The organism is Bradyrhizobium sp. USDA 4451 (assembly GCF_054822585.1).
On the sequence record NZ_JBTRCH010000001.1, the window covers coordinates 6,839,886 to 6,864,714 of the forward strand.

The following is a 24,829-nucleotide window of genomic DNA, read 5'->3' on the forward strand; positions in this document are numbered from 1 at the left end:
GGTCTGACGCCATCGGGTGAAGGTTCATGCCGCGCGGCAATCTGCGGCTACGGATGATGGACCTGTAAGAAACTGCGGCGTCCGGCTCTATTTCGGCTTCTTGGCCGGGTCGGTGGCCGGTTTGGTGACGCCCCAGGGATCGTATTTCTCCTTGGGTTCGGGGATACGATCGAGCGCGGCCTTGTAGGCCTTCTCGTCGACCTTGGGCTTCTGCTCCGTCTTCGCATCGCCCCCGCCGCCGCCTCGTCGGCCCTGGGCCAGGGTCGGCGTCGCGATCAGCGCCAGGATGACGGCAGCAACCGTGAAGCTTTTCATGTCCATCTCTCTCCCCCGCAGCCGCGGAAACATCCGGCAATACCTCTACCCCGACGATAACGTGTCGCTCGACATTTGTTGATCGACAAAGCGTCGCGTAACGCGAATACAGCGCCACCAGGGGGGCGCAATCTTGGCAGCGGTACATTAAATTCGCGGGATGGGACAGGGACCAGTAAAACTGGCGGCGCTGCTGGCCGGCGCCGCCATCATATTGAGCGGCTGCGGGCTGGCGGACAGCCACGCGGTGTGGCCGGAGGCATTGCGGGTCAAGGCCACCGAACCGGCGCCGCTCGAGACGCCTCCGGATGTCAAACGACTGGTTGCCGGCAAACTGGACTCGGTGTTCACCGCCGGCTCGCAGCCGACCCATGTGCGCGTCTCCACGCCGCTGCACGATCCGCGCGGCACCGGCTGGACCGCCTGCGTGCGTGCCGAGCTGACGTCGGTCATCGGCAAGCCGCTCGGGACGCAAACCTATCGCGTCTTCATCAATGAAGGCGCGATCTTCGATCGCCGCCAGGTCGAGGCCGACGACAATTGCGTGACCGAGACTTACGAGCCGGTCGAGAGCACCGTCGCGGCGGACACGCCACGCAGCACCAAGCCTTAGCCCGAGATGTCGGCATGCGCCGGCCAAGCCTGATGGCGCATGTCATGCAGGCCCGTCCGATCGTTGCGGGAAACCCGTTCAGACGTTGCTGACGCCGCCGTCGACGACCATGTCGGAGCCCGTCATGAACGAGCTTTCGTCCGACGCGAGGAAGACGGCCGCCGCCGCCAATTCCTCGGGACGCCCGATCCGCAGCATCGGCGTGTAGTTGGCGTACATCTTGCGGATCGCGGCGGCTTGCTCGGGCGTCGACGCCTGGGAATCCATGATCGGCGTGTCGACGGGCCCCGGGCTGAGCAGGTTGGCGCGGATGCCGCTGTCCTTGAACTCGGCCGCCCAGGTCCGGACATACGAACGCACCGCCGCCTTGGTGGCGGCATAGGTCGAGTGGTTCGCGAGGCCCATATAGTGCATGGCCGAGGACACCAGGATGATCGATCCGCCGCCAGCCATCATCGGCAGCATCTTCTGCACCAGGAACAGCGGCCCCTTGGCCATCAGGTTGAACGTGCGGTCGTAGTGCTCCTCCGTGATCTCACGCAGCGGCACCTGTTCGGTGAAGCCGGCGTTGGACACGACCACGTCCACCCTGCCCTTCGCCCGGCGAACCGTCCCGGCGACACGGTCGAGATCGTCGAGCCTGGACGCATCCGCCTGGATCGCGGTGACACCGCCGCCGATCAGCTTTGCCGCCTTGTCGAGTTCGTCCTTGCGCCTGCCGAAGATGAATATATCCGCGCCTTCCTTTGCGAAGCGCTGCGCGATGGCGAGCCCGATGCCGCTGTTGCCGCCGCTGATCACCGCGACCTTGCCGTCCAATCTCGACATGTCAGTTTCCTTTGCTTTGCGCACCCGGATCGTCCGGAGACCTTGCAGCTAGGCACGCCCGCATCGGCCGCTCAGTGCGCATGTGCGCACACCGGTGGTGCAAGAATGATCCGGACGACAGGCGTTCCGGGCGGTGCGCTGTTCGTGCAGCCGATGGTTGGTCGGTCACCGCGAAAGCGCGGGCGTGCCGTCCGCCATATGCTGAACGCTGCGTTAACGTGACCGCTCAAATTGCCCGGTGGCCTCAACGGCATTTTCCATCTCTTTGCCCTAGCGTTGCCCCCTGACGAACGCAGGCTGAGCTGCCGTGCGGACGCGCCGGGGAAACAGGGACGTGGCCGATATAGCTGACCGGGCAATGATCCGCCGTGCATCGCGCAAGGATGCCACGGGCGACCGCGCGTTGCCGCCGCTGTCAGGCGCGCCGGTCGGCGCATGGCGTGCGCTTGCCGAGCGCGCGATCGAGCCCAATGGCTATTACCAGGCGGATTGGGAATTGGCGGTCGATGCCTCGGCGCGCGGCCGCACCGGCGCATCGCTGCTCAGCGCCACCGGCGATGCCGGACAGTTGATCGGGCTGTTGCCGGTGATCCCGATGCGGCGGATCTACCACCTTCCACTGCCCGCGCTGGTCGGCGCCGAACCCTACGGCACGCTGTGCACGCCGCTGCTCGACCGCGACGCCGCCGAACAGGCGGCCGGCAAGATGTTGCAGCAGGCCCGCGATGCGGGCGCGCACGCGCTGATCCTGCGCACCATGTCGCTCGAAGGCCCGGCGATGGCGGCGATCCGCACGGTGCTCGCACAAGACGGGTTGGAGCCGCGCCTGCTGAGCGCCTGGCAGCGCGCACAGCTCGATGCGACGCGCGACGCCGACGAATTGCTGCGCGACGCGCTCGGGCCCAAGAAGCTGAAGGAGCTGCGCCGCCAGCGCCATCGCCTGGGCGACCACGGCGCGGTGCGCTTCGATGTCGCCCGCACGCCGCGCGCAATCGCCGCGGCGCTCGAGATCTTCCTTGCCCTCGAAGCCGGCGGCTGGAAGGGCCGGCGCGGCACGGCGCTCAGCCAGCATGCCGGCGATGCGACCTTCATCCGCCGCGCGACATTGGCGATGGCCGAGTGCGGACGCTGCGAGATCGTCACACTGCATGCCGGCGGCACGGCGGTCGCAGCCGGCATCGTGGTCCGCCACCAGGATCGCGCCTTCTTCTTCAAGATCGGCATCGACGAGCGCTTCGCGAAGCATTCGCCCGGCACGCAGCTGACGCTGGAGCTGACACGCCATCTCTGCGCCGACCCCACGATCAATTCAGCCGATTCCACCGCGGCGCCCGGCCACCCCATGATCGACCCGCTCTGGCGCGGCCGGTTTGCGATCGGCGACGTGCTGCTGCCGCTGCGGCGCCGCGATCCGCTGGTCACCGCCATCCATGCCGCGCTGGCCCTGAACAGGTTCGGCTATGAAGCCGCGCGCAGCGCCGTCCGCTTGATCCGCAGCCGGCGCGCTGCCTGATCAGCGCGGCCAGCGATTTACCTTTTCGTAGCCATACAGCTACATCAAAAAGCAACTGGATGTCGCCGTCAGGTTGGTGTCAGCCGGCCTCACTAGCGTTGCGGTGCGCTGTTTCTCAGGCAGTGCATGCCCTTGCCTGGAAAGCCTCATCCGATGGAAACATCGGGTGAGGCTTTCTGCCGGGGGTCTCGACGTCGCCGCAGCCTGCAACAGTGCGACCGTCGTCGCCTTACTGCAATGGCGAGTGCGGCGCCGGCAGCATGATGGTCGAGTGCATCTCTTCCAGCAGCTGCGTACCCTTGCTCAGGAATTCCAGCCAGGCCGGATCCTTCATCGCTCCACCGCGCGCCGCGGCGCGGGCGTTGAGATCGGGATAGGCCCAGATGTGGCAGACCTCGTTGGGCTGTCCGGCATCGGTTTGCCAGAGGCCGACGATCCTGGAGTATTTCTCGCGCTCCGGCATCACGCCGGTGAACAGGTCGAGCCATTGCTTGACGCCGCCGAGCGGCTTCGCGCGATAGTTGCGGAATTCGTAGATGTTGCCCTTGGTGGTCGGCGCCACCGGCGGAATGATCGCATTCAGCAGCCGGACTTCCTGGCGGACCAAGAGCGGACGGATCGCCGGAATGTACTCGCCGGTCCAGCGCGGATTTTTGGAAAGCTCTGCGCGCAACCGGGTCCGCTCGTTGAGGTCGGCGTAGCTCCACATGTGCATGACCTGATTGAGCGGCCCGATCTCGGTGATCCAGTAGCCTTCCAGCTTGCCGAAATTGTCGCCGCGGATATCGCGCGAGATCGTGCTCGCGGCCTTCACCATCTCGCCGACGGTGCCCGGACGTACCGTGTAGGTGCGCAGCTCATAGATCATGGTGGTCTTTCCTGATTTGTTTCCGATGGGTGAGTGGGCAAACGAAAAAGCCCGGCGCGAGCCGGGCTTTGAAAATGATCGCGGACTACTCCGCCGCCTGTGCGTTGATCTCGGCCGAGACCTGGCGGATGGCGCGGGCGAGCTGCTCGGCCGGCTGGGCGCCGGACACCGCGTATTTCTGCGCGAACACGAAGGTCGGCACGCCGGAGATGCCCTTCTCGGCGGCCTCCTGGGCCTGCGCCGAGACCAGGGCGACATCCTCGTCGGTGGCCAGGCGCTTGCGCACGTCGTCGGCGTCGAGCCCGACATCGGCGGCTGCCTGCACCAGCACGTTGGTGTCGGTGAGATCGCCGCCGTCGCGGAAGTACAGCTCCATCAGCCGTTGCTTCATCTCGGCTGCCTTGCCCTTGGCCTCGGCCCAGTGGATCAGGCGATGGCAGTCGATCGTGTTGGGCTGGCGCTTGACGAGTTCGGGATGGTAGGTCAGCCCCTCCTCGCTGGCGGCGGCGACCACGCGGCCGGCGATGCCCTTATAGGCCTCGACCGAGCCGAATTTCGCGGTGAGGTATTCGTCGCGGCTGATGCCCTCGCGCGGCACCCAATTGTTGAGGAAGAACGGCCGCCAGTGCACCTCGACCGGCACATCGGGCACCAGCTTCAGCGCGTCCTCGATGCGGTGCTTGCCGATGTAGCACCAGGGGCAGACGACGTCGGAGACGATGTCGAGGCGAAGCGGCTTCAGATCGCTCATGGCAGGGTTCCCGGCAAAATTGGAACCCCAAAGGTAGGCCGAAAGCGCCCCGAGACAAGCCGCTATTTCATACTGGCTGCCATCTGCCGCATCCGCTCGGCGGTCGGCTCATCGGCCGGAAAGAAGGTCTCCAGTGCCAGTTCCTGCAGCGTGATGTCGACCGGCGTGCCGAACACCATGGTGGTCGAGATGAAGCTGAGGATCTCGCCATTGAGGCGGAGCTTGAACGGAAGCGCGACGTTGTTGTCGGTCGTGATCGGGGCCGAGCGCGCCGGGATCGGATAGGACTTCAGGTCCTGATAGAGCTTCAGCAGCTCCGGATCGGCGGTGGCCTCGCATTGCCGATGCAGCCGCTCCAGAAGGTGCGCGGCCCATTCCGCGAGATTCACGGTGCGCGGCGCGAGGCCCTCCGGATGAAAGGCAAGCCTGAGGATATTGAAGGGCTGGCCGAGCAGCCGCTGCGGCACGCCCTCCAGCAACGGCGCCACCATGCGGTTGGCGGAGACCAGATTCCAGTGCCGGTCATAGGCCAGCGCCGGATTCGGCTCGTGCGCCTTCAGCACCAGGTTGATCGCCTCGCGCGCCGATTTCAGCGCGGGATCCTCCAGCGAGCGTTGCGGGAATGCGGGCGCGAAACCCGCGGCCACCAGCAGCACGTTGCGTTCGCGTAGGGGCACGTCGAGGCGCTCCGCCAGTTTGAGGACCATGTCGCGCGACGGCGCCGAGCGGCCGGTCTCGACGAAGCTCAAATGTCGCGCCGAGATCTCGGCATCGACGGCGAGGTCGAGCTGGCTGAGATGGCGGCGCTGCCGCCATTCGCGCAGGTGCTCGCCGATCAGGACGGGTTTTGCGGGCTCGGCCCGCGCCATGGATGCATGTGCGTTCATGGTGCAAAACCTACCATGCGGAATTCGCCCGTTCCATTACGCCTGAGGTAATCGAATTGGCGCGCAGGCCGGCTCATCTTCCACGGCACAGGAGATGACCATGCTGATGCTGTCCCTTGTCCGCGCCTTCGCCGTCCTGATCCCGTGGCTGGTCCATCTGGCCACATGGCTCCTCGCGCGCTCGCTCAACATGCCCCAGCCGATCGTGCACGCGACCGGCCTGTTCGTGTTCGCGCAGGTCTATGCGGCCGAGATGAGGGTCGGCAAGGCACTGTGCCCGCTCCGCCTGTGGCGTCAGCTGCAGGCCCTGTTCCGCTGACCAATCCATCCAACCCAAGGAGACCACTGCCATGATCCATTCGTCCCCGCTGCTGCGCCGCGCCTTGCTCGCCGATGCCGTGTTCAGCGGCGTGTCCGCCATCGCGATGCTGCTCGATGCCGGCGCGCTGGCCTCGCTGCTCGGCCTGCCGGAGGCGCTGCTGCGCGAGACCGGGCTGTTCCTGATCGCCTACACCGCGCTGGTCGGCTGGCTCGGATCGCGAACCTCGCTGCCGAAAGGGCCCGTGATCCTCGTGGTCGCCGGCAACGCGGCCTGGACGCTGGCCAGCATCGCGCTGCTGCTGTCGGGCGCGGTGTCGCCGAATTTGCTCGGCACCATCGTGATCCTCGCCCAGGCGATCGCCACCGGCGTGTTCGCCGAACTGCAATATGTCGGGTTGCGGAGGAGCGAAGGCGTGCTGACGGCGTAACCGCGACGTCATTGCGAGCGAAGCGAAGTAATCCATCGAGCCGCATGTGCGGAAGGATGGATTGCTTCGTCGCTTCGCGCCTCGCAATGACGGGTCGGAGTTCGACCTTACTGCACAGCTCCCGCTTCGCTTCGCCTGTAACGCTCCCCCACCCCCAGCATCACGCCCTGTCCGCTGGCAACGCCCATCTCCAGGCTCGAGGCAATGCGCCGCGCGCGATCGATGAAATGAACCGCCGCGATCGGCGGGCACAGCTCATGCGCGGTCGCCTCGAACAGTTCCAGCCAGCGGTCGAAATGCGCGGCATCGATCGGCAGCGGCATGTGCTTGACCATCGGCGTACCGTGATAGCGCCCGGTCATCAGCGCGACCGAGGACCAGAACGCGCACATCTGGGCCAGATGCGGCTCCCAATCTGAGATCCTGGCCTCGAACACCGGCCCGATCATCGGGTCCTGGCGGACCTTGGCGTAGAAGCCGTGCACCAGTTGCTCGATCATGGCCTCGGTGATCCCGGTCCGCGCGACAATCTCGGCGGTGATCTGCTCGCGGCGCTCTGCTCCTGTCATCGCTCACATCCTAAATAGGTATTTCAAATGCCTATTTAGACTGCTATAGCTGATCCGCCAAGGGCTGATTGCGAAGGGCTTCCATGCGCCTGACTTCGTTCACGGATTTTGCGCTCCGCGCCCTGATGAGGCTGGCCGGCGAGCCGGATCGCTCATTTGCCACCAGCGAGATCGCGGCCGAGTTCGGCATTTCCCGCAATCACCTCGCCAAGGTGGTGCGCGACCTCGCCGACGGCGGTTTCATCGCGACCCAGCGCGGCGCCGGCGGCGGATTTTCGCTGGCGCGACCGGCGGAGACCATCACCCTCGGGCAAGTGGTGCGCGCGCTGGAAGGCGGCAGCCCGCTGGTCGAATGTTTCAGGGATGATGGCGGCGATTGCGTGCTGCTGCCGCGCTGCCGGCTGAAGGCGAGGCTCGCGGCCGCCCGTGAGGCCTTCATGCGCGAGTTGGACGGGACTACGCTCGCCGAATGCGCCTATGTGCCACGTCCCACGCGCCATCCAGCGCGCGCATCATGACCGTCGTCGACCGGATCGCTCGTAACTCAGGCCTGCAGCACGCGCGCGGTAGCGCGCTTTGACGGCGCCACCCGCTTGCCGGCCGCGGCCGTCAGGCTGTGGCCGTTGAGGTGCTTGCCGTTCAACGCCTTGCCGTTCAGGGTCTTGCCGTTGCCGCCCCTGCCGTTGGCTTTCGCAGTCTTCGTCGCCTTGGCCTTCCGCTGCTTGGCGCGCTTCTCTGCGAGCTTCTGGGCCTCGCGCCTGGCTTTCCGCTCGGCCTTTTCCTTCAGCCGCGCGCGCTCCGCCCTCGCCTCGGCGCGCTGCTTCTTGCGCTTCTTCTCACAGGAATCGCACTTGCAGCCGATCGGCTTCAGATAGGCTTTGAAATAGTCGGTTCCGTAATCGTAGTTGATCTCGTCGCCCGGCTCGATGTCCTTGATGGCGCGGATGAACACCTTGCGCTTGCGTGGGCGAACGTCGGATTCTGCGTTCGGCCGGCAGGCATGATTGATGTAGCGGGCGATGTTCTCGCGGATCGAGCCGTCGATGGTCCAGCGGTTGGTGAGCTCGAACAGATATTTGTTCTCGATCGCGTCCTCATCCTTCTTCTTCGAGTCGAGCAACGGCCCGAAATAGCGGATGATCTTGGTGCCTTTCTTGATCGGCTTGGTGGCGAAAAGGCCGAGGCCGGTACGGGAGCGGCCGACGCGATAGGGCTTGTGCGATAATGATGCGGGCATGACGATCGAGGCTACGGCACGCTGGAGTGCACGCGACAGAAGTTGCGAAGCCGCCCTTCTAGGACGATTCCGCGCGCCTGTCAGGTGTTTCCCGCGTGTCTGTTGAACCTTCCCCAGATTGCATATGTCAGACACAAAGTAACGCCCGGATCGCAGGTTTCCCCCGATGAAATACCTTGCTTTTGCAACAGTCGCGATGGCGCTTGCCGGTGCAAATCCTGGTCAGGCCGGCGCCGAGACGATCAGCAGCAGCTACACCTCGACCGCGCCGAAAGCCTGCCGCGTGATCGGCAGGCCCAATCAAGAGGACGGCGGCACCACGCGGATTTGCCCGGGAAAATCCGGCCTTGTGGTGCTGATCAGCGAGGGTGACCTGCGCGAAGTGGTCTCGGTCGGCCGAAATAAGGCGGCCGCGGCCAGGGAACCGGCGGCGCAGGCGTGGTTCGGCCCGTTCAGCTCGAGCGGCGATACCGTCGAATGGCGTGCCGCCGACCGCAAGCCGTTTGCGATCATCCAGCGCTGGCAGATCGCCGACAACAGCGAGCAGGACAAGCGCGGCGGCCCGGTGTCGCGCGCGATGCTCGCGGTGACGCGGCTGCCGCCGGGCGAGGTCTGCCATGTCGCCTATGTCGATGTCGCTGCCAATTCCAACGCCAACGGGCTGGCGCGTCAGGCCGCCGACGATTTCGCCCGCGATTTCAAATGCGGTGCGGATCAGGTCAAGACGGTCGGCCAGAGCGGGCGCACCACGTCGCTGACGAAACGCTAAAGCGCGATGAGATTACGCTGAATCGTCATCGCGCCTTCTCTTTGTTTGAGCATGATCTTTTCGGAAAACCGCTTCGCACTTTTCCGGATCATGCTAGGGCCGCGCCGAGCGGCCCGCGGACAATCGCAGCATCGCGGTCAAGAGCGCTTCCACGGATGTGCCCTCGGGCGCCCGGTCCAGAATGGTCTTGAGGCGCCCATCGAGCAGCAGCATGGTGAAGCCATGCACCAGCGACCAGGCCGATGCGATCGCGGCCGCCTGATCCAGCGTAAGCTGCTCCTTGGAGATCTGCTCATGCCGGCTGGCGCCGACGCCGCGGGTCAGCCCTGCGAACGAGGCCTCCGACGCCTCGTGCAGCGACGGCCGCGAATGATCGAGCCGCTCGCTGCGGAACATCAGCCCATACATGCCGGGATGCGCCTGCGCATAGGCGACGTAAGCCTTGGCGCTCGCCACGCCCTTTTCGGGCGGTGTCGCCGCCGAAGCGTCGGCCGCCGCCATCGCCTGGCCGAATTGCCGAAAGCCGATCGCTGCGAGTTCGCTGAGCAAACCGGTGAGATCGCCGAAATGATGCGTGGGCGCGGCGTGCGACACGCCGGCCTCGCGTGCCACCGCCCGCAGGGTCAGCCCCGCCAGTCCGTCACGCTCGAGCACGCGCTCGGCGGCTCTCAATAGCGCCTCGTGCAGGTCGCCATGATGATACGGTGTGTCGGTGGCCCGGCGCCGCGGCGGACGATCGGAGACCCCACGCGCAACCCGGCGGGCCGAAGCCCGCGCCGGCCGCGTCGCCTTGTTTTCCTTGGATAATCTTGCCATGCGGCCGTTATAGGTCGCAATTTTTACACTGTAAAGATTTTGCTTGACGACCGACGGTGCCGTCCCTACTGGTATCTTTACGATGTAAAGATCACAATGCAGGGAGATCGGAATGCTCGACCAGGTCACATCCACCGCGGCGCGGACCAATCTGGCGCCGATCCCGTTCGAAGCCGATGCGCCATTCCCAAAGATTTCGGGCGAATTGCCGCGCGAACTGAACGGCACGCTCTATCGTAACGGCCCCAATCCGCAATTCGATGTGCCGGGCGCGCACTGGTTCGTCGGCGACGGCATGCTGCACGCCTTCCATCTCGAGAACGGCCGCGCCAGCTACCGCAACCGCTGGGTCCGCACCGCGAAATGGCAGGCCGAGCACGACGCCGGCCGCGCGCTGTTTGGCGGCTTCGGCCGCAAGCTGCCGGACGCTCCCGCCGACATCACGACCGATGGCTGCGTCGCCAACACCAACATCATCTACCACGGCGGCAAGCTGCTCGCGCTGGTCGAGAGCCATTTGCCGACCGAGATCGACTCCGGCACGCTCACTCGCCTCGGTTATTGCGACTACCAGGGCGCGATCTCTGGCCCCTTCACCGCGCATCCCAAGATCCACCCGGTCACCGGCGAGATGGTGTTCTTCGGCTACAACGCCGCGGGTCCGCTGACCCCCGCGCTGTCATTCGGTGCGGTGAACTCGTCCGGCGTGGTGAGCCGGTTCGAGCGCTTCGAGGCGCCCTATGCCAGCATGGTGCACGACTTCATCGTCACCGAGAACCACGTGCTGTTTCCGATCCTGCCGATATCAGGCAGCATGCAGCGCGCGATGAAGGGACAGGCGCCCTATGCCTGGGAGCCGGACAAAGGCGCCTATGTCGGCGTGATGAAGCGGAGCGGTTCGTCAAAGGACATCATCTGGTTCCGTGCCGAGACCTGCTACGTCTTCCACGTCATGAACGCGTGGGAAGACGGCAACCGCATCATCGCCGATGTGATGCAGTTCGAGGAAGCGCCGCTGTTCAACCATCCCGACGGCTCGCCGACCGACCCGAAGAAGAACCGCGCGCGCTATTGCCGCTGGACTTTCGACCTCTCAGGGAATACCGACCGCTTCACGCAAACCTATCTCGACGACCTCACCGGCGAATTCCCCCGCATCGACGATCGTCGCGCCGGATTTGCCAGCCATCACGGCTGGTACGCCTGCGCCAACCCTGACCTACCGATGTTCGGTGCGCTGTCCGGCATCGTGCATGTCGACGGCCGTGGCAAGCGGGTCGGCCATTATCTCCTGCCCGCCGGCGATACCATCTCCGAGCCGGTGTTCGTCGAACGCAGCGCCGACGCGGCTGAAGGCGACGGCTGGCTGCTCGCGGTGGTCTGGCGCGCCCGCGAAAACCGCAGCGACCTCGCCGTGTTCAACGCGCAGGATGTCGAGGCAGGCCCGGCCGCGCTGGTCCATCTCGGCCACCGGGTGCCGGATGGATTCCACGGCAATTGGGTCGGAGCGCGGTAGCTGCCGATCGTCTCAGACGTAAGAGCATCAGTCTCTCCAATCGTCATGCCCGGCCCCGTGCCGGGCATCCACGTCTTTCTCGCCGCTTGCAGCAAGGCGTGGATGGCCGGGACAAGCCCGGCCATGACGACGCGGAGAAATCGATAGCCACTCATCGCACCCGCAGAGCATTGACGTTTCATGATTTTTGCAGACCGCATCACGATTTTGACACTGTAAAGATTTCGCTTGACCTCGCCTTGTCCACCTCTAGGCTATCTTTACGATGTAAAGATCAGCCGGTGAGACTCCCGATGACGATCTTCCTGATCCTCGCTCCCTACGGCGCCTTTGCCACGCTGATGCTGGTGACCTCGGCCACGGTGAGCCTGCTCTGCGCCGCCCTGATCTGCCTTGCCGTCATCGCATTCGATATCGCGCGCGGCCGCAGCATCAAGATCCTCGGTGTCGGCTCGGTCATCGTGTTCACCGCAGTCGGCTGCTACCTCACCTTTGTCGACGCGACGCCGAGCAGCATCGCGGTGAAGATCGCGGTCGATGTCGGCATGCTCGTGGTGTCGCTCGGCTCGATCCTGATCGGCCATCCCTTCACGCGGCAATATGCGCTCGAGCAGGTCCATGCCGAGATCGCGAAGCAGCCTGGCTTCCTCCATGCCAACTATCTGATCACCGGCGCCTGGACCGCCGCGACGCTGTCGATGTTGATCGGCAACATCGCGGTGCTCTACGTACCCGCCCTGCCGCTGTGGACCGGCCTGCTGATCGCCTTTGCGGCGCGCAACGCCGCGGTCGGCTTCACCCGCTGGTATCCGCAATATCGCATGGCCAAGGACGGCGCGCCGCCGGCCGGCGCGTTGCCGTCGCACTGACCGCTAAGGTCACGACACCAAAGCAATCACCGCCCCGAGGAAACGGAAACCACCACGATGAAGAGCGTATTTGCCAGGCTCGCGAGCGACTTCCTCTCCACCATCGTCTTCCTGGTGGTCTATCTCGCCACCGACAATGTGCTGATCGCCACCGGCGTCGCGATCGCGGGTGCGATCACGCAAGTGCTGTATGCACGCGTCAGGGGACAGGCGCTCGGCTACATGACCTGGGCAAGCCTTGGCCTGGTGATCGTGCTGGGCGGCGCGACGCTCGTCACCAACGATCCGCGCTTCGTGCTGGCCAAGCCCGCGATCGGCCACATCGCGATCGGCGCGATCATGCTGAAGCGCGGCTGGGTGCTGCGCTATCTGCCGCCGATCGTGACCGAGACCATTCCGGAATACGCCACCCTCGCCGGCTATGCCTGGGCCGGGTTGATGTTCATCCTCGCCGCCGGCACCATCGCGACCGCGGCGACCGGCGACATGAAGCTGTGGGCGTTCTACGTGTCGGTGGTGCTGCTTGGTGCGAAGATCGCGGCCTTCGCGATCCAGTACGTCGCGTTCCGCGTCCTGGTCGGCAGCCGGCTGCGCGCCACCGCCCGCGCCTGATCGTCGCTAGCCGCGAACTAGGCGCGCGCGGCAAGATGGGCTATACCGCCGCGCACGCTTTTCACCTCGAGGGGAGACATCGATGGCGGTGGACGGAAACTGGAATCTGACGATGACGACGCCGATGGGCGAGCGCAAGGCGACGCTGTCGCTGGCAAGCTCCGGCGGCACGCTCACCGGCACGCAGGGCGCCGAGGGCAACTCCACCGAAATCTTCGACGGCACCGTGAACGGCGACGACGTCGCCTGGAAGGTCTCCATCACCAACCCGATGCCGCTGACGCTCGAATTCACCGGCAAGGTCGCCGGCGACGGCATCTCCGGCGAGATGGGCATCGGCCCGATGGGCAGCTTCCCCTTCACCGGCACGCGGGCGTAGACACCGCCTCTAGAACCAGATCTGCATCGGCAGATCATGCGCATCCAGCGGCTGCTGTCCCTCGGGAACGCAGCCGTTCGGTTGATGGGCCGCGAGCGCCACCGCGCAGGCATCCAGCACATCGTCGCGCTTCGCACCGCTGCCGATCCGCGCGACGGTGAGCCAGCGATCGATCTCGCGAAAGCCCGCTCGCTTCAGCAGCCTGCAACGCAGCGCATCGCCCTCCTCCGACTTCTTGCGCGGCAGCGGCACCCCCGCGTTCAGCAGCAGGAACACCAGTTCGGGATGCACCTCGCGGATGTCGCGCGAGGGGTCCGCGCGGACGAACGCATCGACCTCCATGATCTTCTTGCCGATGTGCCAGAGCTGGCGCGAGACGCAGGTCTGGCCGCGGCGTTGCGCTTCACGATTCGCTGCGTCGGGATCGTCGAACTCCTGCCACAGCCAGCGCCGGGCACCGGTGAAGACGCGCGAGGTATGCGGCCGCAGGCGCTCGCGCGCGAGACGGTCGCAGCCGCGTTCGCCGTCGTCGGTCATGCCGATCGGGATATCGATCCCGGCACGGTCGAACGGACGCGACAACGCGTCCGCAATGTCGCCATGAAAGGAAATCGTACGCCGGTCGCCGTCGATGCTGACGGCGACCCAGCCTTTGGAGAATCCGTCGAGGCCTAAAACCCTCAACCCAGGTTCAATTCCTTGAAGAAGTCGTTGCCCTTGTCATCGATGATGATGAAGGCCGGGAAATCGACCACTTCGATGCGCCAGATCGCTTCCATGCCAAGCTCGGGATACTCGACCACCTCGACCTTCTTGATGCAGTGCTCGGCGAGGTTCGCCGCCGCACCGCCGATCGAGCCGAGATAGAAGCCGCCGTGCTTCTTGCAGGCCTCGCGCACCGCGACCGCGCGGTTGCCCTTGGCGACCATCACCATCGAGCCGCCCGCGGCCTGGAACTGATCGACGAAGGAGTCCATGCGGCCCGCGGTGGTCGGGCCGAACGCGCCGGAAGCGTAGCCGTCAGGCGTCTTGGCGGGGCCGGCGTAGTAGACCGGATGGTTCTTGAAATAATCCGGCAGCGGCTCGCCCTTCTCCAGCCGCTCGCGCAGCTTGGCGTGGGCGGAGTCGCGCGCCACGATCATGGTGCCGGTCATCGAGACGCGGGTCTTGATCGGATATTGCGACAACGTCGCCAGAATTTCTTTCATCGGCTTGTTGAGGTCGATCTTGACCACCTCGCCGCCGAGCGACTGCTCGACCGCGGGCAGATACTGCGCCGGGTTGTGCTCGAGCTCCTCGAGATAGACACCGTCCCTGGTGATCTTGCCGAGCACCTGGCGGTCCGCCGAACAGGACACGCCAAGCCCGATCGGCAGCGAGGCGCCGTGGCGCGGCATCCGGATCACGCGCACGTCGTGACAGAAATACTTGCCGCCGAACTGCGCGCCCACCCCCAGGCTTTGCGTCATCTTGAGGATTTCCTGCTCCATCTCGAGATCGCGGAACGCATTGCCGTCGGGCGAGCCGTGGGTCGGCAACGCATCGAGATAACGCGCCGACGCGAGCTTCACGGTCTTCATGCAGAGCTCGGCCGAGGTGCCGCCGATCACGATCGCAAGGTGATACGGCGGGCACGCCGCGGTGCCGAGCGTCAGCACCTTCTCCTTCAGGAACGCCAGCAGCCGGTCCTTGGTCAGCACCGAGGGCGTTGCCTGGAACAGAAAACTCTTGTTGGCGCTTCCGCCGCCCTTGGCCATGAACATGAACTTGTAGGCGTCGTCACCCTCGGCGTAGATCTCGCACTGCGCCGGCATGTTGTTGGCGGTGTTCTTCTCCTCATACATCGACAAGGGAGCCACCTGCGAGTAGCGCAGATTGCGGCGCAGATAGGCGTCGCGTGCGCCTTCGGACAACGCGGCCTCGTCCTCGCCGTCGGTGATGACGTTGCAGCCCTTCTTGCCCATGATGATCGCGGTGCCGGTGTCCTGGCACATCGGCAGCACGCCGCCGGCGGCGATGTTGGCGTTCTTGAGGAAATCGAAGGCGACGAACTTGTCGTTGTCGCTGGCTTCCTTGTCCTCGAGGATCGAGCGCAGCTGCTTCAGATGGCCCGGCCGCAGATAGTGGTTGATGTCGCCGAACGCCGCCTCGGAGAGCGCCCGCAGCGCCTCGCGCGACACCACCAGCATGTCCTTGCCCAAGACCTTCTCGACCCGGACGCCCTCGCTCGTCACCTTCTTGTAGGGCGTGGTGTCGGCACCCAGCGGGAACAAGGGCGTGTGCTTGTAGGGCGGAACGGGCTTCTGCTGGTCGGGGAAGGCGGAGGGGGCGTTCATGAGCTGCTCTTTGGGCTTGCAGGCCGGGTTCGAAAGGCCGGTCCGGCCGCGGGGCCGCCGGCAATGTAGAGCCGTTCTAAGCCTTTTTTCGGGCAAAGGAAAGGGAAGCCGGCTGCCTTCCAGCCATGCGCGGGACCGCAATCCATATGCTAGGTTTCATGCCACCGTGATCTCGGGTTGCCACAACGCGCAGCACACCGCCAATCGGCCGGGGAAGCCACCAGGAGACCTTCATGAAGACAGCGCTTGTGATCCGGTTTGCGGCGCTGGCCCTGCTGGTCGCCCTCCCGGGCGGCGCCGATGCCGCGCGTCTCGGCAGGTCCTGCGGCGGCCTTGCCGGCCTGCAATGCAGCAGTCGCGGCCAGTTCTGCCAGTTCAAGCCGGGGCAATGCGGCCGTGCCGACCAGTCCGGCAGCTGCGCGTTCCGGCCGACGATCTGCAACAAGATCTTCAAGCCGGTGTGCGGCTGCGACGGCAAGACCTATGGCAATGATTGCGAGCGCCGCGCCGCCGGCGCCTCCAAGGCGCAGGACGGCAAGTGCCCGTCCTGACCGGCGATGTTGACGCGCCGCGCGGGAGCCTGCATGTAACTTCGCGTATTTTCATACCGCGGGGGTATTTCGTGACAGCACCGTTGCGCCGACGCGCTTTCAGCATCCGCTCCACCCTGCCGGCCGCGCTGATCGCGCTGGCGACCGGCTTTGCCGCCGCACCCGCGCATGCCGATCCCTGCGTGGATATCGCCAAGCAGCTCGCCGGCCAGATCGACGGCCTGAAGGTCAATTTCAGCGCCGCCAACATCACCTACCTCACACACCCGGCGGCGAAGGAATTGTCGCTCGGCTGCCGCGGCAAGGACTATGCGATCGAGCTCTATGCCAAGACCGATCGCAAGATGAAGCCGGAGTTCTTCAATCTGGTCGGCTCGGCCACCGCGCTGATCTTCACCGTGCCGAAGGACGACGCCACCACCGGCACCTCGCGCTGCCTGAAACGGATGGGCATCCTGCGCGGCAACACCATCACCATGCGCTATCGCCGCCTCAATCTCGAATGCACGCGCAACAGGACCGATGCCTCGATCACGCGGTCCGCCGCGGCAACAACGAGTAATGCGTCAGGCTTCCGCGGTGACCCGGCCGATCGCGTCGACGATCTTGCCCCAGCCCGGGCTCATCATGTCGAAGGCGAAGCGGTTGCCGGGGAACACGAAGCCGTCATGCACCATGCGGACCTGCGTGCCGCCGTCGACCGGCGTCAGCGTCCAGGTGACCACCGAGTCGAGCTTCGAGCCGTATTGCGGATTGGTATCGGCGCCGCCCTTCCAGGAATAGCGCAGCAGGCGCGGCGGATCGCAATCCAGCACCTCGCAATGCACGACGCCGTCCCAGTCGCCGATCGGCTTGGTGCGGAAGTTGAAGCGGTGTCCGACGCGCGGCTGAAAATCGTTCGGCATCAGCCATTTCATCAGCAATTCGCTCGTGGTCAGCGTCCGCCAGATCCTGTCGGCGGCATAGGGCAGCACCTTCTCGACCGTGATCGCGTGCGTCTCGCTCATCACTCACTCTCCTTCAACAATTTCTCCAGATTGGCGAAGCGCTCGGCCCAGAACGTCTCGTAGTGGCCGAGCCAGTCGATCAGCGGACTGAGCCCCTTCGGCGCGACGCGGTAGTGGATGTGCCGGCCCTCGCGCCGCTCGGCGACCAGCCCGGCGTCACGCAACGCGCGCAGATGTTGCGACACCGCCGGCTGCGACACCTTGGAGCCCTGCACCAGCCCGGTCGCGGCGATCTCGCCTTCGCGGATGATCCGCTCGAACACCGCGCGCCGCGTCGGGTCCGCGAGGGTCTTGAGCACATTGGTCAGCTGCATGGCTGCGGTCATGCAGATATATAAGCAATTACTTATACGATTGTCAATTGAGGTGCGATGCGACCGCGCCCCAGGAACCCCTCACCCGCTCCGAAAGTTGATGATCGGGGCCGCATGCCTGCCGGGAAAAGGGTGCGATAATCGCGGCCGGACTCACGGAGCCGCCCATGATCGCAAAGCTCCTCGTGCAAAACACCTTCTTCGTCATCGCCATGGCCGCGCTGCTGTTTGCCTTCGCCGGTACGCTGCACTGGCCCGGCGCGTGGGCCTATCTGATCGCCTCGGCGCTGATCGGCCCGGCCTGCGGGCTGTGGCTCGCCAAGGTCGATCCCGGCCTGCTGGCCGAGCGCATGCGGCTCACCGCACGTGAGGGCCAGCCCACCGAAGACAAGCGCTTTATGCTGGCCTTCCTGGTCATTGCGGTGCTGTGGTTCATCGCGATGGGGCTCGACCGCCGTTTTGGCGGCGCCAATGCCGGCGTGGCGCTGATCGTGCTCGGCCTCGCGCTGTACCTGCTCTCGACCGTGCTGATCCTGTGGGTGTTCCGCACCAACTCGTTCGCGGCACCGGTCGTGAAGGTGCAGAGCGAGCGCGACCATCACGTGATCTCGACCGGGCCCTACGCGCTGGTCCGCCATCCCATGTATACGAGCGTGATGCTGTTCTTCATCGGCGTGCCGCTGACGCTCGGCTCCTGGTGGGGCCTGGCCTTTGTGCCGGTGTTCTTCGCGATGTTCGCGTTCCGCACCCGGATCGAGGAGCGCACGCTGGTGGCGGGATTGTCAGGCTATGCCGATTATACGGCACGGGTGCGCTACCGCCTCGTGCCCGGGCTGTGGTGAGGAGCGATCATGGCAGAGAGCAAGATCTACACCGGCGGCTGCCATTGCGGCCAGGTCCGCTTCGAATGCACCACCGACATGGCCATGGTCACCGCCTGCAACTGCTCGATCTGCACCAAGAAAGGCCTGCATTTCGTATTCATACCGCCGTCGAGCTTCCGGCTCCGCGCCGGCGCCGAGAACCTGAAGGAATATCTCTTCAACCGCCACGCCATCCGCCACCAGCTCTGCGTCGATTGCGGCGTCGACGTGTTCGCGCGCGGCAACAAGCCCGACGGCAGCGACATCGTGGCGCTGAATGTCAGCTGCATCGACGGCATCGATCTGTCGAAGATCAAGATGACGGCGGTGGACGGGAAAAGTCGGTAGTTCCTTCGTCATTCCGGGATGCGCCGCAGGCGCAGGCCCGGAATCCATACTCACGATCGTGGTTATGGATTCCGGGCTCGCGCTCCGCGCGCCCCGGAATGACGGTGTACCTACAAATCCAGCGCCTTGTAGCGCCGGAAGATCCCCTCCTCGTTGAACGGGATCCGCCGCGCGCTCGCCAGATAGGCCTTGATGTTCGGCCGCTCGGCGACGCGATCGCGGAGCGCGATCAGGCGCGGAACCTTCTTCTCATATGCCGCCGTGCGCTTTGGAAACGCGTAGCGCAGGCCTTCCACGATCTGGAACAGCGACAGGTCGACATAGGTCAGCCTGCGGCCGGTGACGAACGCGCCGCCATTCGCCGCGACCAGATCCTCGAAATAGCCGAGATATTTCGGCACCCGCGATTTCCAGAACTCTTCCGTGCGCTTCTTCGCCGGCGCCTTCTGGTCCTCGTAATACAGCGATGGGCCGAGCGGATGATGGGTGTCGTGGATCTCCAGCACGAAATCCGCGATCGTCAGCTGCAGCTGATGCACCCAGAGCTTTCCGCCTTCAGCTTTCGGCGCCAGGCCATGGCGCGCGCCGAGATAGAGCAGGATGTTGGCGGTTTGCCCGATCACGAGCTGGCCTGCCTTGAGGAACGGCGGCGCGAACGGCGGCGTGCCCTTGTGCGCGTCCATCATCTTCATCATGGCGCCGGTGCCGCCCTTGGCCCGCGCGACATCGGTATAATCCGCGCCCGCATCCTCGAGCGCGAGACGGACATATTCGCCGCGCCCCTGGATCATCGGCCAGTAGTAAAGCTGATAGTGCATGGACTTATCTCCAAAAACTTCACCGCATCGGTTCGCGCAAGGTCGATCGTAGCCGCGCCGTCGTCAGATCGTCTACCTCGCGCAGTCCGCCTGTGCGAACCGCGCGGCGACTGCTAAGGTTCCAACGTGGAATCTTCGACGAAGGATCATCTGATGGCGGACAACAAGAAGAAGCGGGGCGCACAGGATCGCGCTCTGATCGCGTTGAGCGAGTCCTACGAAGTTGCGTACTGGTCCAAGAAGTTCAAGGTCACGCCGGCCAAGCTCAAGGCCGCGGTCAAGAAGGTCGGGCATTCAGCCAGGAAGGTGGAAGCCCACTTCCAGGAGCAGCGCCACAAGGCCGCCGACCGCGCGCTGATCGCGCTCAGCCAGCCCTACGAGGTCCGCTACTGGTCGAAGAAGTTCAAGGTAACCCCTGCCCGGCTGAAGGCGGCGGTCGACGAGGTCGGACATTCCTCGAAGAAGGTCGGGGCCTACTTCGCGGCGAAGAAAGCAGCGAAGAAAAAGAAGGCCGCCAAGAAGGCCGTCAAGAAGACGACCAAGCGCAAGAAGGCCTGAGCGCCTTCCGTCATTGCGAGCCAACGGGCCGCGCGAACCCGCGCCCGATGACAGGCCCCGCGAAGCAATCCATTGTGCGGCATATGTGGACAGATGGATTGCTTCGTCGCTATCGCTCCTCGCAATGACGGGCATACACGCGCAGACGTTCTGACTGCCCCCGTACTGCCGCCTCAATGCGCCGCGAAGTAAGACAGCGGGCCATCGCCGCCGATGCCACGACACGCGAATGAAGCGCGCAAAACAAAAGCGCCGCGGACCAAGCCGCGGCGCCTTGTCCGTCATCTCGGACCAGCGATCAGTTGGTCTGCTGGATCGCCGAGAGCTCCCAATTGCCGCCGCGCTGGCGCACGAAGGTCCAGACCTCGGTGACCTCCTCGGGCTGCCCGCCGCTGATCTGGCGGCCGGTGCCGCGCTCGAGCATGGTGTCGACCAGCGAATAGCGCATCGCAACCGTCGCATATTCGCTGTCGCCTTCGCGCCAGGCTTCCGCCAGATCGCCCTGCAGGAGCTTCACATTGGACGTCTTGTTGGTGACGTTGCGCGCCTTGTTGTCCTCGAGATCCCTGGAGAAGTACGACACCATCTCCGGCGTCGCGAGCGTGTGCAGCTTCGCAATGTCCTCGTTGCGACCACGCAGCCTGGATCTCGCCGAGCAGCCGCTCGAAGGTCTCGTAGTCGGCGGACGCGATCTCGACCGGCGCGTTCGATCCGCCGCCGAGGCCGAAGCCGAAGCCCGAGCGGGCGTTGGCCTGCGGGCCGGGGCCGACGTCGGGTCCGCCCGCGTAGGCAGCGGCCGGCTGGTTGCGGCGCTGCCACCACGACATCGCAAGCCGGACCACGAGCACGATCAGGCCGATCTGCAGCAGGAGGCCGAGCATCGACGACAGGCCGCCGAGACCCGAGAACAGGCCGCCGCCGAACAGCATGCCGAACAGGGCCGGCACCAAGGAAGCCCGCGGCGAGGCCGCCGAGCAGGCCACGGCCCATTCCGCCGCGGCCGAACAGGCCGCCGGAATTCGCCGCCGCCGGCGAGTTCATGCCCGGGCTACCGGGCTGGCTGAAGGTGCGGTTCAGCGGCGCAACCGAGCCCGGCGCGGTGTTGGTCGAGGGCGGCGCGGAGAACGTCCGCGAGCCGCGCGAGCCGCCACCGCCAACGCGGGCGTCGGCCGCCGAAACGGTCATCATCACGGGCAGCGCCAGCGCCATCGCGACGGCGACCGCCCGAACAATTCCACGCGTGCGTTGCGAGAAATTCATGTTGGTTTCCTCAAAGGATCCCCGGCATGGGGAAACGCCCCTAAGATGGGCAGGGCCTGATAAAAGTGAAGCGGGAAACGGGAATCGCGGCTGCGGCCCTCGGTCGCGGCGATGTGACACTATGGTCCTTGTGGATGCGACGGCGCGTCCTAGCGCGAGACGAGGTTTCGGTTCAACCGTAGCCGCGCCGGAATTTCGCCTCGCACCTGCGAGAAGCCAAAGCGCATGCGCCTCGACGTATAGCTAGGGCGCGTCCTCATAAATTGGCCATGGCGGATTTACCTCGAAAACCTGACATCGCCGCATGACGATGGCTTGTCGGTTTTGGGCCAACTGCGGACAATGTTGCCAACCAAGCGCGTCTAAGTCGCTGTGGTTACTTTCCGACGCAGTCAAGAACCAAAAACAGGGGAAGCTGAGAAGCCGCTGCTCCCATGAGGCACATCCGAATTAGAATGTACTCAACGGGTACCAAGGCTAGTTGGTCCTTTTCAGCCGCTCTGCGCAAGCACCAATCCCATCGAACCACAATGAAACAGTGGAACGCTAATATTGGAGCTGTCCACACCGCCAGCGCCTCCCATAAGGAGGTTGAAGAATGGCGCAAGTGCCAGCCGGGGCATGCCTTTGGAGGATTAATCAGCAGCAGTGCCGCGGCCGTCATAGCGGAGAGCAGCAGGGCGATCAAAGTGGAAGTGCGAGCTGTTTTCATCCTGACTAATGATAGGTTGCGCAGCATCGGTCGATCAACCGAAAAGATCGGCGTACCAAACGATGAATAAAGCGGTTGCGACTTCCGCAAAGGGTCAAAAGCCGCCGATCACGACCGAGCTGGGCAACTTCCGCTCTACGACTGGAAGCCGACGTTTATGAGCACACGCCCTAGTTCGCGGTCATGGTTTCCTTCACCGCGGCGACCAGCTGCGTCAGCGTGAACGGTTTCGGCAGGAACGCAAATTGCTGGTTTTCCGGCAGGCTCTTCTCGAAGGCGTCCTCGGCGTAGCCGGAGACGAAGATGATCTTCAGCTCCGGATTGCGACCGCGCATTTCCTTGAGTAGCGTCGGGCCGTCCATCTCCGGCATCACGACGTCGGAGACGACGAGATCGACGGCGCCGTTCTTCTCCTCGAACGCTTCCAGCGCCTCGACGCCGTTGGCCGCCTCGATCACGCTGTAGCCGCGCGAGCGCAGGCCGCGCGCATTGAGCGAGCGCAGGCCGTCCTCGTCCTCGACCAGCAGGATGGTGCCCTGCCCGGTGAGATCGGGCTTCGGCTTGGCCGCCTCGGCAGCGGCGACGGCTTCCTTCGCCGCGCTGTTGCCGGCCTGCACCTCCGGTGCGGCCTCCTGCACAATCTCCCGTTCCTGGCGATGCCGCGGCAGGTAGATGCGGAACGTGGTGCCGCCGCCCGGCACGGAATCGACATAGACGAAACCGCCGGTCTGCTTGACGATGCCGTACACGGTGGACAGGCCGAGGCCTGTGCCCTTGCCGACCTCCTTGGTCGAGAAGAACGGCTCGAAGATCTTGTCGATGATCTCGTGCGGAATGCCGGTGCCGGTGTCAGCAATCTCGATCTTCACATAGTCGGCCGCCGGCATGCCCTTGTTGGCGAGCTGGGCGGCCTCCTCGGTCGGCACATTGGCGGTGCGGATGGTGAGCTTGCCGCCGTCGGGCATCGCGTCGCGCGCGTTGACCGCGAGATTGACCACGACCTGCTCGAACTGCGAGACGTCGACCTTCACCGGCCACAGGTCGCGGCCATGCACCAAGTCGAGCTTGACCTTCTCGCCGATCAGCCGGCGCAGCAGCATCGTGAGGTCGCTCAATGCATCGCCGAGATCCAGCACCTGCGGCCGCAGCGTCTGGCGGCGCGAGAACGCCAGCAGCTGCCGCACCAGCGTCGCGGCGCGGGTGGCGTTCTGCTTGATCTGCATGATGTCCTGGAACGACGGGTCGGTCGGCTTGTGCGCGTTCAGCAGGAAGTCGTTGGCCATCATGATGGCGGAGAGCACGTTGTTGAAGTCGTGCGCGATGCCGCCGGCGAGCTGGCCGACCATCTCCATCTTCTGCGACTGGTTGATCTGGTTTTCCAGCGCGCGCCGCTCGGTGATCTCGAGCATGTAGACGATCGCGGTCTCGGCGTCGCGCTCGTCCTTCTCGATGGTCGTGACGAAGAACTGGGCGAAGCGCTCCTTGGGGCCGTCGAGCATCACCTCGACCGGCGCGATATCGCCCTGCCCATCGGCGGCCTGGTTGATCGCGGCGATCAGGAGGCCGCGGTCGCGCGGATTGACCGCGCGGAAGATCGACTTGGCGGCGCCGCCGTCGCCGTTCAGGCCCTGCGCCAGCTTGGCGTAGCGCGCATTGGCGCCGACCACGTTGCCGCCGCGATCGACGGTCGCGATCGCCATCGGCGTATGGTCGAAGAAGCGCATGAAGCGCACCTCGGCGGCGCGCTCCGGATCGGAACGCTCGTCGCGGGCGCGGCTGATCACCAGCGTGCGCGAGGCGCCCGCCGCGCCGTCGGCGCCGAAGGCGAGCTTGTGATAGAGCCGCACCGGCACGGTCTTGCCGCCGCGCATCCGCAGGTCGATGTCGAACACCTCGGTCTTGACCTCGCCCGGCACCGCCGCGATCGAGGTCAGCAGCGCCGCGCCGTCGCCCGAGACGATGTCGGTCAGCTTCAGGCCGCCCGAACCGATCTCGGCCAGGTCGTAGTCCAGCCAGTTGGCGAGCGTGGCGTTGACATAGGCGATCTCGCCGGCCGGATTGACCGAGAAGAAGCCGCATGGCGCGTGGTCGAGATATTCGATCGCGTGCCGCAGCTCCTGGAACACGTCTTCCTGGCGCTCGCGGTCGCGCGTGATGTCGGCGATCGACCACACCGCATATTTCGCGTCGCGCTTGCCCTCGCCGAGCGGCCGGACCCTGAGCCGCAGCCAGCGGCCCTGTGCACCACCTTGTGCGGCCTCATGGCCGGCGATGCGGACCTCCTCCTGCTGCCGCTTGCCCTCGCGTGCCGCCTTCAGGAGGCGGAACACCGCCTCGGAGACATCGGGGTTGCCGATGAAGACGCGTTCGACCGGACGGACGTCCTGCGGCCCGGCCGCGCCGGTCAGCGCGAGATAGGCGGCGTTGGAGTAGACCACGTGGCCGCGGGAGTCGGTGACGACCAGCCCTTCCTGGGCCTGGTCGGCGATCCGGGCCATCACCGGATCGTCGGCGGTGCGGTCGGAAAAGCGGATGATGCCGGCAGCGAGCGCGAACAGGTTGAACAGGCCGACGGTCGCAAGCAGCGCCAGCACGGCGAGGATATAGGGCTGCGCCTGGGTGCGGCCGATGGTCATCAGCCAGACCGCCACGGCGACGATGCCGATGGCGATCAGGACCACCAGCAGGATGCTGCCGCTGCGCCGCGCCGGCCCGTGGGCCACGAACGGCTCGGCCGCGGGAGGATCGTTGCTATCGGCGGTCATCTGGAG

General features: G+C 65.2%; 29 protein-coding genes and 2 pseudogenes. 16 read left to right on the plus strand and 15 right to left on the minus strand.

Features of this window, described 5'->3' with window-relative positions; genetic code table 11:
• Nucleotides 1-87: 87 nt before the first annotated feature.
• The gene (locus tag ACVMB0_RS32035; RefSeq protein ID WP_456753885.1) at nt 88-315 is read right to left on the minus strand and encodes a hypothetical protein; all 228 of its coding nucleotides are present in this window, start codon (nt 313-315) and stop codon (nt 88-90) included.
• 160 nt (nt 316-475) lie between these two features.
• Between ACVMB0_RS32035 and ACVMB0_RS32040 the strand changes: the two genes are divergently transcribed.
• A complete protein-coding gene (locus ACVMB0_RS32040; RefSeq protein WP_456753884.1) occupies nt 476-928 on the plus strand; it encodes a hypothetical protein in 453 nt (150 codons plus the stop codon).
• Between the two features lie 78 nt (nt 929-1,006).
• On the opposite strand, the gene ACVMB0_RS32045 is transcribed toward ACVMB0_RS32040, so the two are convergent.
• The gene (locus tag ACVMB0_RS32045) at nt 1,007-1,756 is read right to left on the minus strand and encodes an SDR family NAD(P)-dependent oxidoreductase (RefSeq protein WP_461348758.1); all 750 of its coding nucleotides are present in this window, start codon (nt 1,754-1,756) and stop codon (nt 1,007-1,009) included.
• 334 nt (nt 1,757-2,090) lie between these two features.
• On the opposite strand from ACVMB0_RS32045, the gene ACVMB0_RS32050 reads away from it, so the two are divergent.
• Nucleotides 2,091-3,269: a GNAT family N-acetyltransferase gene (locus ACVMB0_RS32050; protein ID WP_461348759.1), complete on the plus strand. Its 1,179-nt coding sequence runs from the start codon at nt 2,091-2,093 to the stop codon at nt 3,267-3,269.
• A 229-nt stretch (nt 3,270-3,498) separates the two neighbouring features.
• On the opposite strand, the gene ACVMB0_RS32055 is transcribed toward ACVMB0_RS32050, so the two are convergent.
• From ACVMB0_RS32055 to ACVMB0_RS32065, 3 genes are all read right to left on the minus strand, one after another.
• Nucleotides 3,499-4,137: an NIPSNAP family protein gene (locus ACVMB0_RS32055; RefSeq protein WP_461348760.1), complete on the minus strand. Its 639-nt coding sequence runs from the start codon at nt 4,135-4,137 to the stop codon at nt 3,499-3,501.
• An 85-nt stretch (nt 4,138-4,222) separates the two neighbouring features.
• The gene (locus ACVMB0_RS32060; protein ID WP_146988046.1) at nt 4,223-4,888 is read right to left on the minus strand and encodes a DsbA family oxidoreductase; all 666 of its coding nucleotides are present in this window, start codon (nt 4,886-4,888) and stop codon (nt 4,223-4,225) included.
• Nucleotides 4,889-4,950: 62 nt separating this feature from the next.
• Nucleotides 4,951-5,775: a helix-turn-helix domain-containing protein gene (locus ACVMB0_RS32065; RefSeq protein ID WP_456753879.1), complete on the minus strand. Its 825-nt coding sequence runs from the start codon at nt 5,773-5,775 to the stop codon at nt 4,951-4,953.
• 94 nt (nt 5,776-5,869) lie between these two features.
• Here ACVMB0_RS32065 and ACVMB0_RS32070 point away from each other — a divergent pair, with 94 nt between their 5' ends.
• Together ACVMB0_RS32070 and ACVMB0_RS32075 are read left to right on the plus strand one after the other, a co-directional pair.
• Complete coding sequence (locus ACVMB0_RS32070) at nt 5,870-6,094, plus strand: hypothetical protein (protein WP_461348761.1); 225 nt, start codon at nt 5,870-5,872, stop codon at nt 6,092-6,094.
• A 31-nt stretch (nt 6,095-6,125) separates the two neighbouring features.
• Nucleotides 6,126-6,524 (plus strand): hypothetical protein, encoded by a 399-nt coding sequence (locus ACVMB0_RS32075; RefSeq protein WP_461348762.1) that lies wholly within the window; start codon nt 6,126-6,128, stop codon nt 6,522-6,524.
• Nucleotides 6,525-6,631: 107 nt separating this feature from the next.
• Here ACVMB0_RS32075 and ACVMB0_RS32080 read toward each other — a convergent pair whose 3' ends face one another.
• Nucleotides 6,632-7,093 (minus strand): group III truncated hemoglobin, encoded by a 462-nt coding sequence (locus ACVMB0_RS32080; protein WP_461348763.1) that lies wholly within the window; start codon nt 7,091-7,093, stop codon nt 6,632-6,634.
• A gap of 83 nt (nt 7,094-7,176) precedes the next feature.
• On the opposite strand from ACVMB0_RS32080, the gene ACVMB0_RS32085 reads away from it, so the two are divergent.
• Entirely contained in the window at nt 7,177-7,611 is a 435-nt protein-coding gene (locus ACVMB0_RS32085; RefSeq protein WP_461348764.1) for an RrF2 family transcriptional regulator, read from the plus strand.
• A gap of 26 nt (nt 7,612-7,637) precedes the next feature.
• On the opposite strand, the gene ACVMB0_RS32090 is transcribed toward ACVMB0_RS32085, so the two are convergent.
• On the minus strand, nt 7,638-8,330 hold the full coding sequence (locus ACVMB0_RS32090; protein WP_461348765.1) for an SET domain-containing protein: 693 nt from the start codon (nt 8,328-8,330) through the stop codon (nt 7,638-7,640).
• Between the two features lie 166 nt (nt 8,331-8,496).
• Here ACVMB0_RS32090 and ACVMB0_RS32095 point away from each other — a divergent pair, with 166 nt between their 5' ends.
• Nucleotides 8,497-9,099, plus strand: coding sequence for a hypothetical protein (locus tag ACVMB0_RS32095; protein ID WP_461348766.1), 603 nt, complete (start codon nt 8,497-8,499; stop codon nt 9,097-9,099).
• Nucleotides 9,100-9,192: 93 nt separating this feature from the next.
• Here ACVMB0_RS32095 and ACVMB0_RS32100 read toward each other — a convergent pair whose 3' ends face one another.
• A complete protein-coding gene (locus tag ACVMB0_RS32100; protein WP_461348767.1) occupies nt 9,193-9,915 on the minus strand; it encodes a TetR/AcrR family transcriptional regulator in 723 nt (240 codons plus the stop codon).
• A gap of 112 nt (nt 9,916-10,027) precedes the next feature.
• On the opposite strand from ACVMB0_RS32100, the gene ACVMB0_RS32105 reads away from it, so the two are divergent.
• The 4 genes from ACVMB0_RS32105 (at nt 10,028) to ACVMB0_RS32120 (ending at nt 13,291) form a co-directional block, all read left to right on the plus strand.
• Nucleotides 10,028-11,431 (plus strand): carotenoid oxygenase family protein, encoded by a 1,404-nt coding sequence (locus tag ACVMB0_RS32105; protein WP_461348768.1) that lies wholly within the window; start codon nt 10,028-10,030, stop codon nt 11,429-11,431.
• A gap of 293 nt (nt 11,432-11,724) precedes the next feature.
• Nucleotides 11,725-12,300, plus strand: coding sequence for a hypothetical protein (locus ACVMB0_RS32110; protein WP_461348769.1), 576 nt, complete (start codon nt 11,725-11,727; stop codon nt 12,298-12,300).
• 57 nt (nt 12,301-12,357) lie between these two features.
• The gene (locus ACVMB0_RS32115) at nt 12,358-12,912 is read left to right on the plus strand and encodes an inner membrane-spanning protein YciB (protein WP_461348770.1); all 555 of its coding nucleotides are present in this window, start codon (nt 12,358-12,360) and stop codon (nt 12,910-12,912) included.
• 82 nt (nt 12,913-12,994) lie between these two features.
• A complete protein-coding gene (locus tag ACVMB0_RS32120; protein ID WP_021077922.1) occupies nt 12,995-13,291 on the plus strand; it encodes a hypothetical protein in 297 nt (98 codons plus the stop codon).
• A gap of 9 nt (nt 13,292-13,300) precedes the next feature.
• Here the strand turns inward: ACVMB0_RS32120 and ACVMB0_RS32125 are convergent, their stop codons facing one another.
• Nucleotides 13,301-13,975, minus strand: coding sequence for a DUF429 domain-containing protein (locus tag ACVMB0_RS32125; protein WP_461348771.1), 675 nt, complete (start codon nt 13,973-13,975; stop codon nt 13,301-13,303).
• On the minus strand, nt 13,972-15,627 hold the full coding sequence (locus ACVMB0_RS32130; protein ID WP_461348772.1) for a fumarate hydratase: 1,656 nt from the start codon (nt 15,625-15,627) through the stop codon (nt 13,972-13,974). Before ACVMB0_RS32130 ends, ACVMB0_RS32125 begins: the two co-directional genes overlap by 4 nt.
• 233 nt (nt 15,628-15,860) lie before the next feature.
• On the opposite strand from ACVMB0_RS32130, the gene ACVMB0_RS32135 reads away from it, so the two are divergent.
• Complete coding sequence (locus ACVMB0_RS32135) at nt 15,861-16,178, plus strand: Kazal-type serine protease inhibitor family protein (RefSeq protein WP_461348773.1); 318 nt, start codon at nt 15,861-15,863, stop codon at nt 16,176-16,178.
• Nucleotides 16,179-16,282: 104 nt separating this feature from the next.
• A pseudogene (locus ACVMB0_RS32140) lies at nt 16,283-16,740 on the plus strand (hypothetical protein).
• 4 nt (nt 16,741-16,744) lie between these two features.
• Here the strand turns inward: ACVMB0_RS32140 and ACVMB0_RS32145 are convergent.
• Entirely contained in the window at nt 16,745-17,185 is a 441-nt protein-coding gene (locus ACVMB0_RS32145) for an SRPBCC family protein (protein WP_461348774.1), read from the minus strand.
• On the minus strand, nt 17,185-17,511 hold the full coding sequence (locus tag ACVMB0_RS32150) for an ArsR/SmtB family transcription factor (protein WP_461348775.1): 327 nt from the start codon (nt 17,509-17,511) through the stop codon (nt 17,185-17,187). Before ACVMB0_RS32150 ends, ACVMB0_RS32145 begins: the two co-directional genes overlap by 1 nt.
• Nucleotides 17,512-17,666: 155 nt before the next feature.
• Between ACVMB0_RS32150 and ACVMB0_RS32155 the strand changes: the two genes are divergently transcribed.
• Together ACVMB0_RS32155 and ACVMB0_RS32160 are read left to right on the plus strand one after the other, a co-directional pair.
• Nucleotides 17,667-18,341: a methyltransferase family protein gene (locus tag ACVMB0_RS32155; protein ID WP_461348776.1), complete on the plus strand. Its 675-nt coding sequence runs from the start codon at nt 17,667-17,669 to the stop codon at nt 18,339-18,341.
• 9 nt (nt 18,342-18,350) lie between these two features.
• The gene (locus ACVMB0_RS32160) at nt 18,351-18,710 is read left to right on the plus strand and encodes a GFA family protein (RefSeq protein ID WP_461348777.1); all 360 of its coding nucleotides are present in this window, start codon (nt 18,351-18,353) and stop codon (nt 18,708-18,710) included.
• A gap of 110 nt (nt 18,711-18,820) precedes the next feature.
• Here the strand turns inward: ACVMB0_RS32160 and ACVMB0_RS32165 are convergent, their stop codons facing one another.
• Nucleotides 18,821-19,528 carry a glutathione S-transferase gene (locus ACVMB0_RS32165; protein ID WP_461348778.1) on the minus strand — a complete coding sequence of 236 codons (708 nt, stop codon included), beginning with the start codon at nt 19,526-19,528 and terminating at the stop codon, nt 18,821-18,823.
• 153 nt (nt 19,529-19,681) lie between these two features.
• Here ACVMB0_RS32165 and ACVMB0_RS32170 point away from each other — a divergent pair, with 153 nt between their 5' ends.
• Complete coding sequence (locus tag ACVMB0_RS32170; RefSeq protein ID WP_461348779.1) at nt 19,682-20,086, plus strand: DUF3606 domain-containing protein; 405 nt, start codon at nt 19,682-19,684, stop codon at nt 20,084-20,086.
• Between the two features lie 298 nt (nt 20,087-20,384).
• Here the strand turns inward: ACVMB0_RS32170 and ACVMB0_RS32175 are convergent.
• A pseudogene (locus ACVMB0_RS32175) lies at nt 20,385-21,346 on the minus strand (Tim44 domain-containing protein).
• 530 nt (nt 21,347-21,876) lie between these two features.
• Here ACVMB0_RS32175 and ACVMB0_RS32180 point away from each other — a divergent pair.
• Nucleotides 21,877-22,128: a hypothetical protein gene (locus ACVMB0_RS32180; RefSeq protein WP_456753859.1), complete on the plus strand. Its 252-nt coding sequence runs from the start codon at nt 21,877-21,879 to the stop codon at nt 22,126-22,128.
• 100 nt (nt 22,129-22,228) lie between these two features.
• Here the strand turns inward: ACVMB0_RS32180 and cckA are convergent, their stop codons facing one another.
• Nucleotides 22,229-24,823 carry a cell cycle histidine kinase CckA gene (gene cckA / locus ACVMB0_RS32185; RefSeq protein WP_461349750.1) on the minus strand — a complete coding sequence of 865 codons (2,595 nt, stop codon included), beginning with the start codon at nt 24,821-24,823 and terminating at the stop codon, nt 22,229-22,231.
• Nucleotides 24,824-24,829 lie beyond the last annotated feature (6 nt).